Below are 13,786 nucleotides of genomic sequence, written 5' to 3'. Positions count from 1 at the left end.
ATGAGATTGGATCATCCTTCTGAGGAGGGATGGTCTTTTTTTGGTTTAGAGCAGGTCTTTCACTTAAATAGATCACTTTACTCCGAATCTTGGGAACACGAAAAGCTGGAAATAATCCTGGAGATGGTAGCAACTACACCTTTTGATGGCATCTACAAAACGCCGCTAATTTACACAACTGAGGATGGCTACAAGATCAATATTGTAGACGTGAATGATATTTTGATTGATCGAATAAAGGGTCTTGTTCAGTGGAACTACAAAGACTACAATGAGTGGGTTTTGGAACTAATTGAAAGCTATAAACAAGAATTAGATGTCCCATACTTAATAGAAAACCTTGAAGCAGAAGAGCTCAAAGTTCTAGAAGAGTATATCCAAACAATTCAAGACAGATCATCTTTTTATAGTAAACGATATTATGCTAAAAAGTTGTTGGATTCTCGGAACATTGTATACTCAGAGTTTGAAGAGGAGGAACTTTATTATTTAGCGTTTCCTTTAAATGGTCCTGCTAAGGATGAACTCGGTCCGTATATTGGATTGCTGCTTAAGACATACCTGGCTGTACTGATGTATAATGTAGATGAAGAGACATTTGAACCAGTTGATGCTGTGACAGCTGGTGAAATGTTAGTTAATTCATCCAACAAATATGGAGAACCTTTCCAAACAATTACTGAAGTCTTCGAAAATATGGAGAGTGAGACATTATGAAAATAAATAAAGAAAAAGTTCGTGCTGTATCTGAAAAAGACCAAAAGATCAGTACCGCAGGCATACTTATGGCCTGCAAATTCAAAAATATGGAGAAAAAACCCCGCAATCCCGAAGAAGCTGAACTGCTCAAAAAATTCGAAAAGAAACGCAACGGTTTTAAAATTGGCAATATTTGATATGCATTTACTCTAGCAAATTATAAAATCAGTACTTAGTTTGATGCATTTGATGCAAACTAAGTACTGATCTTTTTGTTCAGCTAGATTTTTCTTACACTTAACTTTTTTGTAGATCTTGTAATCTTGCAACAGTCAGTCCAGTAACATCAGTGATAACATCCAGTGGCAATCCTTTTTCCAACATATTCAAAGCGATCTCTACCGCTTTCCTATCAGCGCCTTCTTCAAGTCCATCTTCCCAAGCATAAGCAATCTCAGCATCCTTAATTGATAGTGCTTTGTTAATCTTCATGATCATCGTTCGCTCCTCCTGCTATCGCTAATCTTGAAATTTATAGCAACAAAACATCGCAATGTTCAGCTTAAACTTTTTTTAACTCTGAAACTTGATCAACAGTTAATCCAGTAACATCAGTGATAACATCCAGCGGCAACCCTTTTTCCAACATATTCAAAGCAATCTCTACCGTTTTCCTATCAGCGCCTTCTTCAAGTCCATCTTCCCATGCATAAGCAATTTCAGCATCCTTAATCGCTTGTGCTTTGTCAACTCTCATAGTCATCGCTTGTTCATCCCTTTCCATTGAGTGATAATCTGTTATCCGTTGTGCATCTTTCAAATAATCGGGGGCCTCAACACTGACTTCACCAGTATTGAAAAATCGTTGCCAATGATAAGCAGCGCTGGATTGTTCAATGTTCACATTCGTCAAACTGAAAAAACAAAGCGTCAAGATTCTCTGCTTCCGCTTGTTCAAAAAAGGTTTGTAAGTCTTGTCGTTCCGCAAACTAAAGGTCTGAATGGCATCATCGTCTACTTCAAATAAATCAAAACCAAGGATATTGATCCCATAAACTGGACACAAGGCTGAATAATTATTCTTCTTAATATAAGTCTTGGCCTTTTTGTCTCCGTAAGGGGAAGCGTAAACTTTCGACAAATAGAAAACCGCCCGTTCTTCAAAGAAATAATGAGGGTGTACCAGCATCTCGATCGTCACCTGAGTGCCATCTTCGGCTACAGCCAGAACATCGACTTCCGTACGCAGCAGCTTCGTTTTTTTCAAAGACTTCTTGTAACTATCAATATGATACGTCTCTCGTGGCTTTAGGGTCTTAAACTCTTTGCCTAAAATATCTCGGACAAAAGCCTTTAGAATGTGTCCAGAATCCTGACTGGTCATTAACTTGCGGAACAATAAATCGTTAGTTGGAGTTATCTTCGGTACGTTTTTCATCTAATTCTCCTCTACTTTCTGCAGATAGAGAATTTTTCACCATTAGTATACCACGGCACCACATTCTCTATCAAAATTTGCTTCTAATACAAGGTACGTAAAAAAAGCGAATTTGCTCGAAGAAAGCTGCATTATTTCAATTCCTTTGAAATAATGCTAGGGTGTCTGGCAGGAGCGGCTGCTTTTCCGACAAACGGCTCATTACCAATCCTCTGAGCAGCAGTTTTCTTAATCTTCTTCAAACGAGTAGCCACCATGAATTTTAAAAGATCTGAAGCGTTACTTAGTTACATTAGCGTTACTACATAATATATTGTATAATACAGTAAAGAGAGAGGAGTGATGAGATGCTTACTGCAAAATCTAGACTGCAAGGAAGTTCTGTAGTTATTACACTACCTTCTACTAATGGAGTTAAACCTTCTGCCAACAAAGAATACATTGTTGTGTATTCAGATGACGGAACGATTACATTAGTTCCAAAAATCGACGATCCGTTTGCCGGCGGCGAAGAAGGCGATTTTTATGAACCTGATGAATGGTCGGATTTATCACCCAGAGGGAGAGAAGTTTGGTAATGAAAGAAGAAAAAAGGTACATTCCCAAAAAGGGAGATCTTGTTTGGATTGATTTTGATCCTTCTGCTGGCAAGGAAATTCGGAAAAGAAGACCAGGCCTAATTGTTTCTAGATATGAGTTCAATCGGCGGACAATGTTTGCCGTAGTTTGTCCAATCACTTCTACTGTCAGGAATAATCCTACACGATATACGCTTCCAGAAGAACTAGAATTGCAAGGACAAGTCCTTATTTCACAGTTGAAATCTCTTGATTTTACTGAACGTAAGATTAAACTGGTTGAGCGTCTGCCAATCCAAGACCTAGCGAAAATTGATCAAGTTATTGACTATATCTTCAAAGAGGGAATAGATAGGTAACTTCAACAAAAATAGCTAAAGTCCATTGATGATTTTTCTTCTTTTCTGACCTCATTAGGTTTAAAAAAGCTGAACTAGACCACCTACGAAGAACAAAAAATCTTTGCCGGTTTTTTTGTACCTTGAATTATCCATCAGGCCTTCATCGCCCATCCGCTATAGATGAGTGATGAAGTTTTTTTGTTTTGGCTATTCGTGCCCTAACTCAATAACAAATAAGCTCCTATACAGCCTAAGAGCGTTACACTCTCTAAAATTATGTAATTGTCAAAGATCGAATTGACCACCTGCGAAGTGCCCAACCTTCGCAGGTGTCAGCGTCATGGATCATGATCATCTAACCAATGCTTGAACCAGGCGGTAACCAAGCCAACAATGATTGGCGCAATGATATATTGCAAAACGAAATACACATCACCACCTCCTTTCAAGGAGGATCATGATCCAGACAACTAGGATGTATTCCTACGCTAGGGAATGATTAAACCAGCGTCTAGCCTGTGGGCGGCTTAGTCGGGATTTTTCTTCTGTTTTTCCTTCGCTTTCCGTCGTTTTTTCCGCCGCTGCAGCATTTCTGCAAGGCTGAAGCTAGTGCTGGCTTTCTGTTTCAAGGATGGTTCCGGTGTTTCCTCCAATACTTCAGTTGTTTCGGTTTCTTTTGGCATCGTAAGAGAGACTTGGGGTACTGCTGGCAGTGCGCGATAGCTGCTTTGCGCCTTTAATTCTTCTAGTTTGCTTGGATCTGCTTCTTTAACAGGTACTTCATCTATCTGAACATCCAACTCAGGGACAGTCGGATGGAAATTTAACATCGGTTGGTTCATGACGATCGGTTCATCGGATGCACCGAAAAACTCATCGCCGGTAAAAACAGGGGTCTCAATTGTTTCGACAAACTTGGCACTAACGACTTCCTGGAACAAAGCAACGCCGTCTTTTTCAAAAATGGTCAAGGACGTTAACAGCTCCAGCGACTGTTTGATTTCGGCCGGGCTCAGGTCAGTATTGGGATCTTTCACACTGAAGGTATGCTTCTTGCCGGCACTGTTTAGAAAAGCACTGACGAGTTTAATCATTTCGTTTTCTCCTTTCAAAATTTTTTAGCGTAGGTGACAGGGCAGTAGCATCAATCGGTTCAGGTGGTTGTTGCTTCAAGTGAGAACAATTTGGCAATAGGTGACAAGATCATAGACTTGGCTTTCTCAATAAAATTCCGCACAGGGAACACTCTCAAGTGCACTTGCCGCCACTCGGCCGACTCGAAGTAATCCTGAAAGTAAAAAATAAATCGTTTCATCGTTTTGGTCGCCTTGGTTCGCATAAACAAATACTTCACTAAATCCTTTAATACCAAAGCAAACTCCTCCGCACCCAACTGGTAACGAACACGTAAGGCTAACAAAAGTTGGACGACCGTGGAGCTGTTTTGGGACTCCTGATAATATTCCGTAATGCGCTGCTCGATGGTACTCAATGACAAATTAAAAATCTGGTTGGGTGTGAAAGGTTGCTCTGGCATAATCATTTCTCCTCTTTTCTTTGTTTTGAGTTTATAGATACTTACACAAGCTGCAATAGAAGGCGATCCCCCAACTCCCATCGTTGTGCGCACGAACTAGTAACAACGGGAGTCGGCTGGATATCCTTATCCTATACACTTAACTCCTAACGACGTTTATAGGCAGCCAAGGTTTCTGCTTCTACATCAAAGATTGGTGTTTCAATGGTTTCTACAAATTTTGCACTAACAAGAGTTTCATAGGAACGGACGCCGTCTTTTTGAAACAGATTCAGTCCGATAAAATCAGTTAACAAGGTTTTGATTTGTGACGGTGTTTTGGTAGTATCCACATCTTTAAAGCTGATTGTCTGACTCTTGCCCATGGCGTTTCTAAAGTTCACGACTAATTTCTTCATGCTGGTCATCATACTTATTCAGCCCCCTCATTAAGATCTTTGGTGATGCGTGATTGCACAGTCATGATCACACTGTCAAAGCTGCTGCCAGCTTTGGACAGCTCCGCCATAATTTCTCCTAATCGAACGACCTCTGCTTCGGGTGGGTTATCAATCACATTTTGGAAATTGACTTTCTTCTGTTTGTCTTCGCCTTCCTGCTCGATTAATACTTGTAGTTTTGTTCCTAGTTTTTGTAACATCTGGGTTTCCTCCGTTTTCTATTTTGGGATTTTAAGTTTTATTTTTTGTTGCTGTGGTGTTGCCCCGGCCGGTGACTAAACAATAAAATATTTTTCTCCAAAACTCCATAGACGACTTAGGAAGGTGACACCCGACTTGTGCACCTCCAAATTTTGAGAAACCTTGATTTAACGGGATTTTGAAAATTTTGACCCGAAAAAAGGTGCACAAGTCGCAGGTGAATTCATGAGCACTTTTTTTACCCCAAATGACCCAAAAGTGCTAAAAACCTTGGTATATCAACAAATATTACCTTAAGGTTTTCTTAATAATTCCAGTTGAATTTTCAAAGCCGGAGGAATAAAAGACAAAAAAAGCAGCAGATACTCATCAAAAGATGAACATCTGCTGCTCTTAGTTTTGTTATTTATAATTTGGCTATTTCTTCTGTCAGCTGTCGAAAGGTCAATCCATCCCAATCGATGGCAAAGCGCTCGTTCATGAATTCATGTCGGATGCTTTCCAGCAAGAGAATGTGTCTGAACTGGTGAATATCAATCGGAAAAGCCTGCAGCAACACATGCTTGCTCAGCTGCTCCATGAATTTGGTATCTGGTACAGGCAGGACATCCAATGGTCGAGTGCACAAATTCTTTCCTAGCAATGGCAAATCACGCGTGAAGCAAGCCCAGATTAACAGGGCATTCGCCGCATATTTCATGATGGTCCGTTTACTTAATTTTACGATCAATCCAGGACCGGTGGCCATTTTGACATAGGTACGACCTTCATTCTCCCAAACATCAATAATATTCAAAGGATTCAGCCAAGTCGAATGATGGGGCGCATCCAATGGAAAAAGGACATACGTCGGATGCAACAGTGGAAGTTTTTGTTTCATAAAGCAGTTACTTCGCTGAATCACCTGTGTAGTTAACGAATAGTTGTACATCATTAAGATCTCTTCTTCATGAAGTAATGTGGATAGCGTTTTCATCCTTTTGTGACAAGAACCACCCTTGTAAAAGGTTAGTGTTTCGTTACGTTCAGGAAGAGGCAATACGGTGGAAACGGCTAATGGAATATCTTGTGGATAATAAGGCTGGGACTGTTTAAGCAACATTTCCCACTGGGAAGACCACTCATTAAGATCTACAAATACATTTATCTCGTCTGTTTTGCACATAATTGAACTATTCCTCACTTTTCATATTGCTAGATCTGTGGGGATTACAGTCATTGTGGAACTATTCTGTTCATTCACTGACGAAGAGCTTTTTCAACTCGAGTACTTGAAAAACTTCTAGCAGTCAACAGCTTTAACCAGCACCTCAAAAACATCCAAAAATGGAGTATCGGTCATTTGATCATCACTTTCAGGGCCCGAAAATGATTGATAGCAGCGTCTCGTCAAAACCTTTTCTACAGATAATTCCCGTCATGAACATACAACTCACAACGCTAGCAAACTTACTTTCGCACCGCTGAAGTAGCGGTACAAATGCAATTCTACAGTATCTTGAGGCCAGTTTAAAGTCATTTTTAAAAAAAACGCTTGTAGATTCATAGTGTAAAAGATTGATAAAGATGATTTTCTCATTTAAAAAGGCTCTTTAAGGCGTCTAATCTTAGAGTTTATCAACTATTATGTAATTTTTGTTTTATAATGATATTAACGGATGCTTAGGGGAAGCTTTTTTATGTACCGTTGGAAAAATAGGTCTGAATAACCGGTGTTATTTTTGGAGGAAATACTTTCTTGGTCTTACAAAAACCAAGGTATTCAGGTAAATACTAGTGAACTCAGAGTGTAATGTCTTCGTTTTTTTTATTTTTTGTAGTTATCCGGTAGTTTTATTATAGGATATGTCAAATAATTAAGCAATAAGTTTCAAAAAAATAATTGAAATGAAAAAATGACTCTGTTTTACTAGCCCTCTGAATAGAATAACAGATAGAAAAGTCTGCGAAACAGAAGATTCTTTAGACCGTCAAACAGACCGTCAAAAAACTGAAAGGAAGTGGGCATATGCGCCGCGGAGAAAACATTTATTATCGCAAGGACCGTCGTTGGGAGGGTCGTTATGTGGTTGGAAAAAAGGCTAATGGGAAGACCAAATATCGTTCGGTATATGGTAAAACTTTACAAGAAGTACGAGAGAAACTTTATCCTCTTAAGGTGAAATATCAGATTATTTTGAGGGACCAAGGGGAGGTCACGATTTCCTTCTACGAATGGGGCTATCAGTGGCTTCAAGAGGTGAAAGCTGGAATTAAACAGTCAACTTACACCAACTATGAATATAAATTAGTGCAATATGTTCTTTCAGAAATTGGAGAATATAGTTTGAATGAATTAGACGAAATTGCTGGAGAAAAATTATTAGAAAGCCTAAAAAAACGAGGGTTTGCTCCTTCAATGATCCAAGCCGTTTTTCGTATAACAAAACAGTGCATCAATCTAGCTATACGGAAAAAATTGATCAAAGAAAATCCATTTTCATTGATTAAACTACCCAAAATAGTGAAAGCAAAGGACCAAGCATTGACTAAGCCAGAGCAAAAACGCCTGGAAACAGCGGCATTATCAGCTGAAAAGGGAAGAGGGGTACCGACTTTACTAGGGCTTCATGCGGGCTTGCGAATTGGCGAAATCGCCGCTTTGACCTGGAAGGATGTTGATTTTAATAACAATTTGATCCACGTAAAAGCAACCTATCAACGGGTATTCAGTGTATTGGAGAAGCAAAAAACTGAATTGATTTACACCACTTCTAAGACAGCTACCTCTGTTCGCTCGATTCCAATGAGCAAAGGTTTGAGAAAACTTTTGTTGCAGCAAAAGGAACAAGCGACAGGTGAGTATGTGGCATCCAACAAGGATCAACCGATGGAACCACGTTTGTTGACGTATCATTTCCATCAGATTCGCCAAGCAGCGGATCTGCCGGAGGTTCATTTCCATCAATCGCGTCATACCTTTGCGACGCGCTGCTTGGAAAATGATGGAGACATCATGAGCGTCAGTGCTTTGATGGGCCACAGCTCTGCTAAGATGACTTTGGACACATATGCAGGCTCTACAATGGAGCAACGCGTCCTAATCGTCGATAAAATGGAGCAAGCAATAGGATAAAAGCGTTTTTAAAAATTTCCACTGGAATTTTGGGGTGGTTTTTTTTGCTTTTTTTTGGAAAAAGGCTGATTTTTGATAAAAGATGCCTCAAGAGGTAATTGGGAGATTTACAGGGCAATTTTTGCTGATTTTTGGGATGTTATTAAATTCAAGAAATTTCAGGTATCTAAGTGAATATCGTAAGCCGTCAGCCGCCGTCAACCCGGGGGCTTATTTTTCTGCGTCCTTAAGCCATTCTTGGGATATTTTCAGTTTTTATTAGTCTTTCTTAGTCTTTGTAAGACCAAGAAAAACCGTGCCCTAGCCGTTACCTAAAATTATAGCACTCAATAGGGTTTTGAGTCATGCAATGACTCGTTCATTAAGAAAAGAAAATTAAGTGAAAAAGTAAATGGGATTGTATTGGAGGAGGAGTCTGCATGTTTGGATTTGGCAAACAGAAGAAGGATACATATAAAGAACAGCCACAAGAGGATTATTTCTACGATGAGTACGATGCTGAAGGGTACGACGACGATTATGGATATGAGGGATATGCCGAGGATGGCTACAACCGACCAACAGAAAATCGCAGCGAATATGACCGCGGAGAACGTCGATCACGTGCTCGCACTGACAACTATTCAGACGCCGACTTTGAAGAATCGGCTGCTTCAAGAGAAGAACCTCGTGGTGAGAAAGAATCACCGCTGCAACAAGAGGTAGACCGTCTAAGTGAAACGGTAACCCAGTTGAAGCATCAGCTGGAAGTGAAGCAAACAGAGCTGACCACCATGGCAACGACATTAACCGAAAAAGATCAACAGCTGCAGGATTTGCAGGCTGAAAAAGATAAACAAATTCAACTGTTGATGGATCAGTTGGATCAAAGTACTAAGCAGCTGAACCAAACCGAACAAACACAATCCGAAGCTTTGGCGGCAGCGCAAAAAGAAATCGCGGAGCTGAAAAGAGCCCAAGCTGCCAGCGAAGGAATGAAAGATGAACTAGCAAATATCTTAGTGGAATCTAAGAAGCAAGAAAAACAAATCCTGGAACGGGCCGAGTATGAAGCTAACGGCATTCGTAATCAGGCTCAACAAGACGCCGATCAAATGCTTCACGATTCAGCATTGGAGCTACGGGTAATGAAGCAAGAAATCAAGAACTATCGCAAACGCCTGCGAGTGGTCCAAGAGGAAACAGCACAATTCTTCGTCAAATTATTAGCGAATAGCGACACTCTGCTAGATGAAGAGTAATAGAAGGGATGAACCGCAGTGAGAGCATTCAATAGTCAAATTACACTGTATCCCACACCAGCACCAAAAATGAAAGAAGAACTGGCAAGTACTGAACTTTTAGTAGCGATTGAAAAATCTTGCGAATACTTATATGCACCAAAAGGAAGCTTAAGTGAAGGTCAACGTGAGAAGATCTGCAATCACTTCCAGCAGCTCTTCCAATGGATGGATGGCAGCTATCATTTGGAGCTGTTATTAGAACCAGGCGAGTTCGATTGGCCTAGCTTTTACCAGTCAATGAAACAATTCTTTCCCCAGTTTGCTTGGCTAAAAGCTCAAACGGATGGATCGAAGTATGGCAAGCAAGTCTATCGCTTCGATTTTGTCCCGTTGGTGTTCCGCAAAAGCGGATTTCCCTTTGCGGTTCATTTAGAAGAAAGCTTGGCGCAACAATTCGCCATGTCGGCTGAAGAAGCCTTAAAGCATGGCGAGCAGCTGATTCGAGAATTGGCCGAACAGAATTTTTCAACGAATAAGAAACCAGAAAAAGTTCAGCCTCCAATAAAACAAGCAGAAGAAAAAATACAAGAAGTCGCCAACTCAATGGACTTGGTCCAAAAAGAAGAAGTGAATCAGGAAAATCAAAGTAAAGCGCGACTAAGAGCAGTTAATCAAAAGCTGGAAATGGTGATTGAAAAACTGGAGCTTTCAATGCTTTACAGCGGCATCCAATACTTCGATCAAGAACACAAAGAAGAAGGCGACTGGGATAAACGAATCAAGATTAGTCTTCGCGAATATACCTATTTGTTGCAGAAGGGTAAATTCCTAGAACAAATGTGGAACTTAAATGGAGAGCTAGTTAATAAAACCGAAAAGATGACAGTGACAGGCAATAAGTTGGTCTACGAACGAGATCAAGTGAAGGAAATCAAAGCCAATTTATCTGCACGAGATATTCACTTCGTCATTTACGAGTGCCAAGTAATTGAATCACGAGCCAAAGTACACGCTCGTCCATGGTTTAGAAAGCCTTACGTAAAACTAATGAAGATGGACTACGACAACCTGCTAAGTAAGGCTGCCTATTTTGATTTGCTTCAAGGCGAAAGTTCATTGCTGGAAAAGATGGTTAGAGAACAAAAGGATGCACCGGCTAAAAACGCTGAGGAGGTTGGCTGAGGCAGAAGGTTCAAGCCTTTCTATCAATGGCCGATTCCGGTAAAGCTAGCCACGACTTTTGCACTTTCTTACTTACTATTTTTCGGCATGTTTCGAGCGTATCACTGGGCATACCCGAAATATTTTGTCAGCGGGGAATCCATGTTTCCAACCTATAAAGAAGAGGAAGTGATCCAAATTATCTCACATGGCAAACCGAAACGATTCGATGTGGTAGTCTTGCGACCGCCAGAAAATCCAAAAGGACGCTACCTCAAACGAGTGATTGGTCTTCCTGGTGAACGAATCAATTATCGAGGCGGCAAATTATTTGTCAACGAACAAATGGTAAACGATCCATTCGGCAAGGAAACAGAAGATTTCAACTGGGGTAAATTTTCCATCGATCCGATTCCCGAAGGGTACTACTTCATCTTAGGAGACAATCGCTCGGTGTCCCAGGACAGTCGCCACTTCGGATTAATTACACGGCGACAAATTTTAGGCATCGTCCAAGAGGGGATTATCAAGTAAATGAAGTCATTACAAGAAAAAATCGAATGGTACACCTTTTGGTATTGGGTCTACTGGCTCTTCTCTTTGGTGGTTCTGCTAGGTGTGTTGGTGCTAGGTATTTTTTTCTACTTCACGGATTTTCAAGAAGTAGTCACAGTCAGCCAATTGTTCTTATTAATGTTGTTGATGATGCTAGCTATTTATTTGCGAATGACCGCACTGCATTACCACACGATCTTGATGGACTTGAAGAAAATGGCTGCTAGACCCAAACGTCCCAGACCGCGACCGCAGGAGAGGCGGCCAAGTAATGAAGGATAAGAAAATTCTCTTATTAATCGTAGTAAACATTTTTTTGTTGGCCGGCTGCCAAGCAACAGTCAAACAATCAGTCAAAGCTGAGACGTTAGAATCCAGTTCACTTCAACAGGAAATGAACCAAAGTGAACCGATTCTATCGTCATTAGAAGGAAGTAATGAGTCGGAGGAGTCAGCTCCGATGCAAGTTTCTTCTATTAAAGAGGAACGGAAACAAGTTTCTGAAAGTTCAGAAGGTTCTGAATCATCGGTAGTAAATGAGTCTTCCACTGACTTAGCGAAAGCGACAGAAGGGTCTAAGGAAGAAATAGCAAAGGTAGTTCAACCGCCTGTCACGAGCGCAAAGGTCGAAGAGAATTATCAGTTTTCTGTGGTGAAAAATCAGACGACGGATGAATTTATTCAAACCATTGGAAAAGATGCCCAGCAGATTGCATGGGACAACGGACTTTATGCTTCAGTGATGATTGCTCAAGCAATCTTAGAAACCGGATCAGGCAATAGCCATTTAGGCCGACCACCATATCATAACTTATTTGGGATTAAAGGCAGTTATCAAGGAAAAGAAGTCAGCTTTAATACTCAAGAAGACAAAGGCAATGGCCAGTTGTATACGATCAACTCAGCGTTTCGTCAATATCCCCGCTATAAAGAATCACTAGAGGATTATGCAGCACTTTTGAAAAATGGGTTGTCGGGGAATCCGGGATTTTATCAAGGTACTTGGAAAGAACATGCAGCTACATATCAAGAAGCAGCTAAGTCATTAACAGGGAAATACGCGACAGATACTTCTTATGATAAGAAGTTAAACGCTTTGGTCGAAACCTATGAGCTAACGAGCTTTGATCAGGAACCCAATAAAGAAAAGGAAACTTCAAGTGATTCCAGCGAAACAATAAATACGCAGCAAACCACCAAAGAATCAACTAGTTCCGATAGTTATTCCAGTGGAAAGAAGCAGTCAATAGTGAGTGAAACGAGACAAGAAGCAGTGGTGATATCACCAATCACGCAACGACCAGCCAAACAAGTAGCTGGCAATCAAATTGTGGAATGAAAGAGGGGGCAGGATGACTAGACCAAGAGAAGATCGCAGACGAGATTACCGGGAACCGCCTTCTCGTTATCGAGATGATCCAGAATTCCGACCACCACCTTCCAATCAACGACCAGCACGACGTTATCGAGAAGAAGATGAGTATTACTATGACGATCGAGATCGTTATAACGAGCCAAGGCGAGAATATCCGCCACCTCGACGGCCGCAACCGAGAGCACAGGATCGTTATGATCCTAGAGATCGGCCGCCAAGGAATCCAAATCCTCGGCCGTATAATGCTCGACCGACGGGTGATTCAAAAAACCAAAGGCCGATGCCGCCAAGACCCAGACCGTATCCGAATCCTAGAGCTCCGAGATCCGACGAGCGGTATTCACTAGAACAGGCAAAGAGATCAACCAGTCGCAAGGTCTTCTTGTTTATCTATAATTTGTTTTTCTACATCCTGACGATTGGCATTATCTTGAGCGCCGTGATGTTTTCCTTTAGTGAAAAATCTGATGCAGCTATCTTAGGACATCGCTTCTATCAAGTCTTAACCGATTCGATGGCACCGCAAGAGGATTCACCAAGCGGCGGTTTTTATTCAGGTGACATCGTGATCGTCAAGCTGATGAACGGCAGTGATGTGAAAGAAGGCGATATTGTCACCTTTCAAGTGGGAGAAGAAGATCGTTACCTGACCCATAGAATGGTGGAGCGATTAGATGAATTAAACGGGGAAGAAGGAGATTTCATTATCACCAAAGGGGATGCCAATGCGACACCCGATCCACCGATATCGGCAGATCGCGTATTTGGCAAGGTGACCTTTGTCATTCCCAAAATGGGCAGTGTCTTGAATTTTATCCAAGAGAATCTGTGGCTGTGCATCGTCTGTGTATTGTCCACCTTTGGCTTCTTTTTAGTGTTGAAGGCCTACTTCTTACAACCGGAAAAACGAGCAAGACCAACGAAATATCCAAAAGGGGTATAACCATTTGTGTTCGTCAAATGATTATATATAAAAAATATTTAGGGGGAGAAAAGAAATGAAGGAAAGTAAAAAGAAAAAGCTGCTGGCAGCAGCGGCAGCACTTGCAATTATTGCAGTGTTATCGGGGACGTTTGCCTGGTTGACCTATCAAGATCAACGAATCAACCGTGCCTCTTCAGC

General features: G+C 41.1%; 19 protein-coding genes. 11 read left to right on the top strand and 8 right to left on the bottom strand.

Annotated features, from left to right (window positions below):
• Positions 1 to 717, top strand: a complete 717-nt coding sequence (locus JZO70_RS04535; RefSeq protein WP_207672357.1) for a hypothetical protein — start codon at positions 1 to 3, stop codon at positions 715 to 717.
• Positions 714 to 896, top strand: coding sequence for a hypothetical protein (locus JZO70_RS04530; protein ID WP_207672356.1), 183 nt, complete (start codon positions 714 to 716; stop codon positions 894 to 896). The genes JZO70_RS04535 and JZO70_RS04530 overlap by 4 nt, the downstream gene beginning before the upstream one ends.
• Before the next feature lie 100 nt (positions 897 to 996).
• Here JZO70_RS04530 and JZO70_RS04525 read toward each other — a convergent pair whose 3' ends face one another.
• Both JZO70_RS04525 and JZO70_RS04520 read right to left on the bottom strand, forming a co-directional pair.
• Positions 997 to 1,197 carry a hypothetical protein gene (locus JZO70_RS04525; RefSeq protein WP_207672355.1) on the bottom strand — a complete coding sequence of 67 codons (201 nt, stop codon included), beginning with the start codon at positions 1,195 to 1,197 and terminating at the stop codon, positions 997 to 999.
• A 64-nt stretch (positions 1,198 to 1,261) separates the two neighbouring features.
• Complete coding sequence (locus tag JZO70_RS04520; protein WP_207672354.1) at positions 1,262 to 2,137, bottom strand: Rpn family recombination-promoting nuclease/putative transposase; 876 nt, start codon at positions 2,135 to 2,137, stop codon at positions 1,262 to 1,264.
• A gap of 347 nt (positions 2,138 to 2,484) precedes the next feature.
• Here JZO70_RS04520 and mazE point away from each other — a divergent pair, with 347 nt between their 5' ends.
• Both mazE and JZO70_RS04510 read left to right on the top strand, forming a co-directional pair.
• A complete protein-coding gene (gene mazE, locus JZO70_RS04515; protein WP_207672353.1) occupies positions 2,485 to 2,715 on the top strand; it encodes a type II toxin-antitoxin system PemI/MazE family antitoxin in 231 nt (76 codons plus the stop codon).
• Positions 2,715 to 3,074 (top strand): type II toxin-antitoxin system PemK/MazF family toxin, encoded by a 360-nt coding sequence (locus JZO70_RS04510; protein WP_207672352.1) that lies wholly within the window; start codon positions 2,715 to 2,717, stop codon positions 3,072 to 3,074. The genes mazE and JZO70_RS04510 overlap by 1 nt, the downstream gene beginning before the upstream one ends.
• Before the next feature lie 320 nt (positions 3,075 to 3,394).
• Here JZO70_RS04510 and JZO70_RS04505 read toward each other — a convergent pair whose 3' ends face one another.
• The 6 genes from JZO70_RS04505 to JZO70_RS04480 form a co-directional block, all read right to left on the bottom strand.
• Positions 3,395 to 3,487, bottom strand: coding sequence for a type I toxin-antitoxin system Fst family toxin (locus JZO70_RS04505; RefSeq protein WP_207672351.1), 93 nt, complete (start codon positions 3,485 to 3,487; stop codon positions 3,395 to 3,397).
• A 96-nt stretch (positions 3,488 to 3,583) separates the two neighbouring features.
• Positions 3,584 to 4,150 (bottom strand): DUF2922 domain-containing protein, encoded by a 567-nt coding sequence (locus JZO70_RS04500; RefSeq protein ID WP_207672350.1) that lies wholly within the window; start codon positions 4,148 to 4,150, stop codon positions 3,584 to 3,586.
• A gap of 59 nt (positions 4,151 to 4,209) precedes the next feature.
• Entirely contained in the window at positions 4,210 to 4,593 is a 384-nt protein-coding gene (locus JZO70_RS04495; RefSeq protein ID WP_207672349.1) for a hypothetical protein, read from the bottom strand.
• Between the two features lie 146 nt (positions 4,594 to 4,739).
• The gene (locus JZO70_RS04490; RefSeq protein WP_242703776.1) at positions 4,740 to 5,003 is read right to left on the bottom strand and encodes a DUF2922 domain-containing protein; all 264 of its coding nucleotides are present in this window, start codon (positions 5,001 to 5,003) and stop codon (positions 4,740 to 4,742) included.
• A 2-nt stretch (positions 5,004 to 5,005) separates the two neighbouring features.
• The gene (locus JZO70_RS04485; protein ID WP_207672348.1) at positions 5,006 to 5,233 is read right to left on the bottom strand and encodes a hypothetical protein; all 228 of its coding nucleotides are present in this window, start codon (positions 5,231 to 5,233) and stop codon (positions 5,006 to 5,008) included.
• Positions 5,234 to 5,640: 407 nt separating this feature from the next.
• A complete protein-coding gene (locus JZO70_RS04480) occupies positions 5,641 to 6,399 on the bottom strand; it encodes a hypothetical protein (protein ID WP_207672347.1) in 759 nt (252 codons plus the stop codon).
• Between the two features lie 843 nt (positions 6,400 to 7,242).
• Here JZO70_RS04480 and JZO70_RS04475 point away from each other — a divergent pair.
• The 7 genes from JZO70_RS04475 (at position 7,243) to JZO70_RS04445 (ending at position 13,606) form a co-directional block, all read left to right on the top strand.
• On the top strand, positions 7,243 to 8,349 hold the full coding sequence (locus JZO70_RS04475) for a tyrosine-type recombinase/integrase (protein ID WP_207672346.1): 1,107 nt from the start codon (positions 7,243 to 7,245) through the stop codon (positions 8,347 to 8,349).
• 419 nt (positions 8,350 to 8,768) lie between these two features.
• Entirely contained in the window at positions 8,769 to 9,590 is an 822-nt protein-coding gene (locus JZO70_RS04470) for a hypothetical protein (protein WP_207672345.1), read from the top strand.
• Positions 9,591 to 9,659: 69 nt separating this feature from the next.
• The gene (locus tag JZO70_RS04465) at positions 9,660 to 10,754 is read left to right on the top strand and encodes a hypothetical protein (protein ID WP_242703777.1); all 1,095 of its coding nucleotides are present in this window, start codon (positions 9,660 to 9,662) and stop codon (positions 10,752 to 10,754) included.
• A gap of 33 nt (positions 10,755 to 10,787) precedes the next feature.
• Complete coding sequence (gene lepB / locus JZO70_RS04460) at positions 10,788 to 11,267, top strand: signal peptidase I (protein WP_347565090.1); 480 nt, start codon at positions 10,788 to 10,790, stop codon at positions 11,265 to 11,267.
• Positions 11,268 to 11,570: a hypothetical protein gene (locus tag JZO70_RS04455; protein WP_207672342.1), complete on the top strand. Its 303-nt coding sequence runs from the start codon at positions 11,268 to 11,270 to the stop codon at positions 11,568 to 11,570.
• Positions 11,560 to 12,627, top strand: a complete 1,068-nt coding sequence (locus tag JZO70_RS04450) for a glucosaminidase domain-containing protein (RefSeq protein WP_207672341.1) — start codon at positions 11,560 to 11,562, stop codon at positions 12,625 to 12,627. The genes JZO70_RS04455 and JZO70_RS04450 overlap by 11 nt, the downstream gene beginning before the upstream one ends.
• A gap of 13 nt (positions 12,628 to 12,640) precedes the next feature.
• Positions 12,641 to 13,606: a signal peptidase I gene (locus tag JZO70_RS04445; protein ID WP_207672340.1), complete on the top strand. Its 966-nt coding sequence runs from the start codon at positions 12,641 to 12,643 to the stop codon at positions 13,604 to 13,606.
• The last annotated feature ends 180 nt before the right edge of the window (positions 13,607 to 13,786 follow it).

Source organism: Candidatus Enterococcus moelleringii, from assembly GCF_017377575.1.
Classification (GTDB): domain Bacteria; phylum Bacillota; class Bacilli; order Lactobacillales; family Enterococcaceae; genus Enterococcus_A; species Enterococcus_A moelleringii.
Note: the sequence above shows the minus strand (reverse complement) of the source record. Positions and strands in the feature narration are given on the sequence as shown.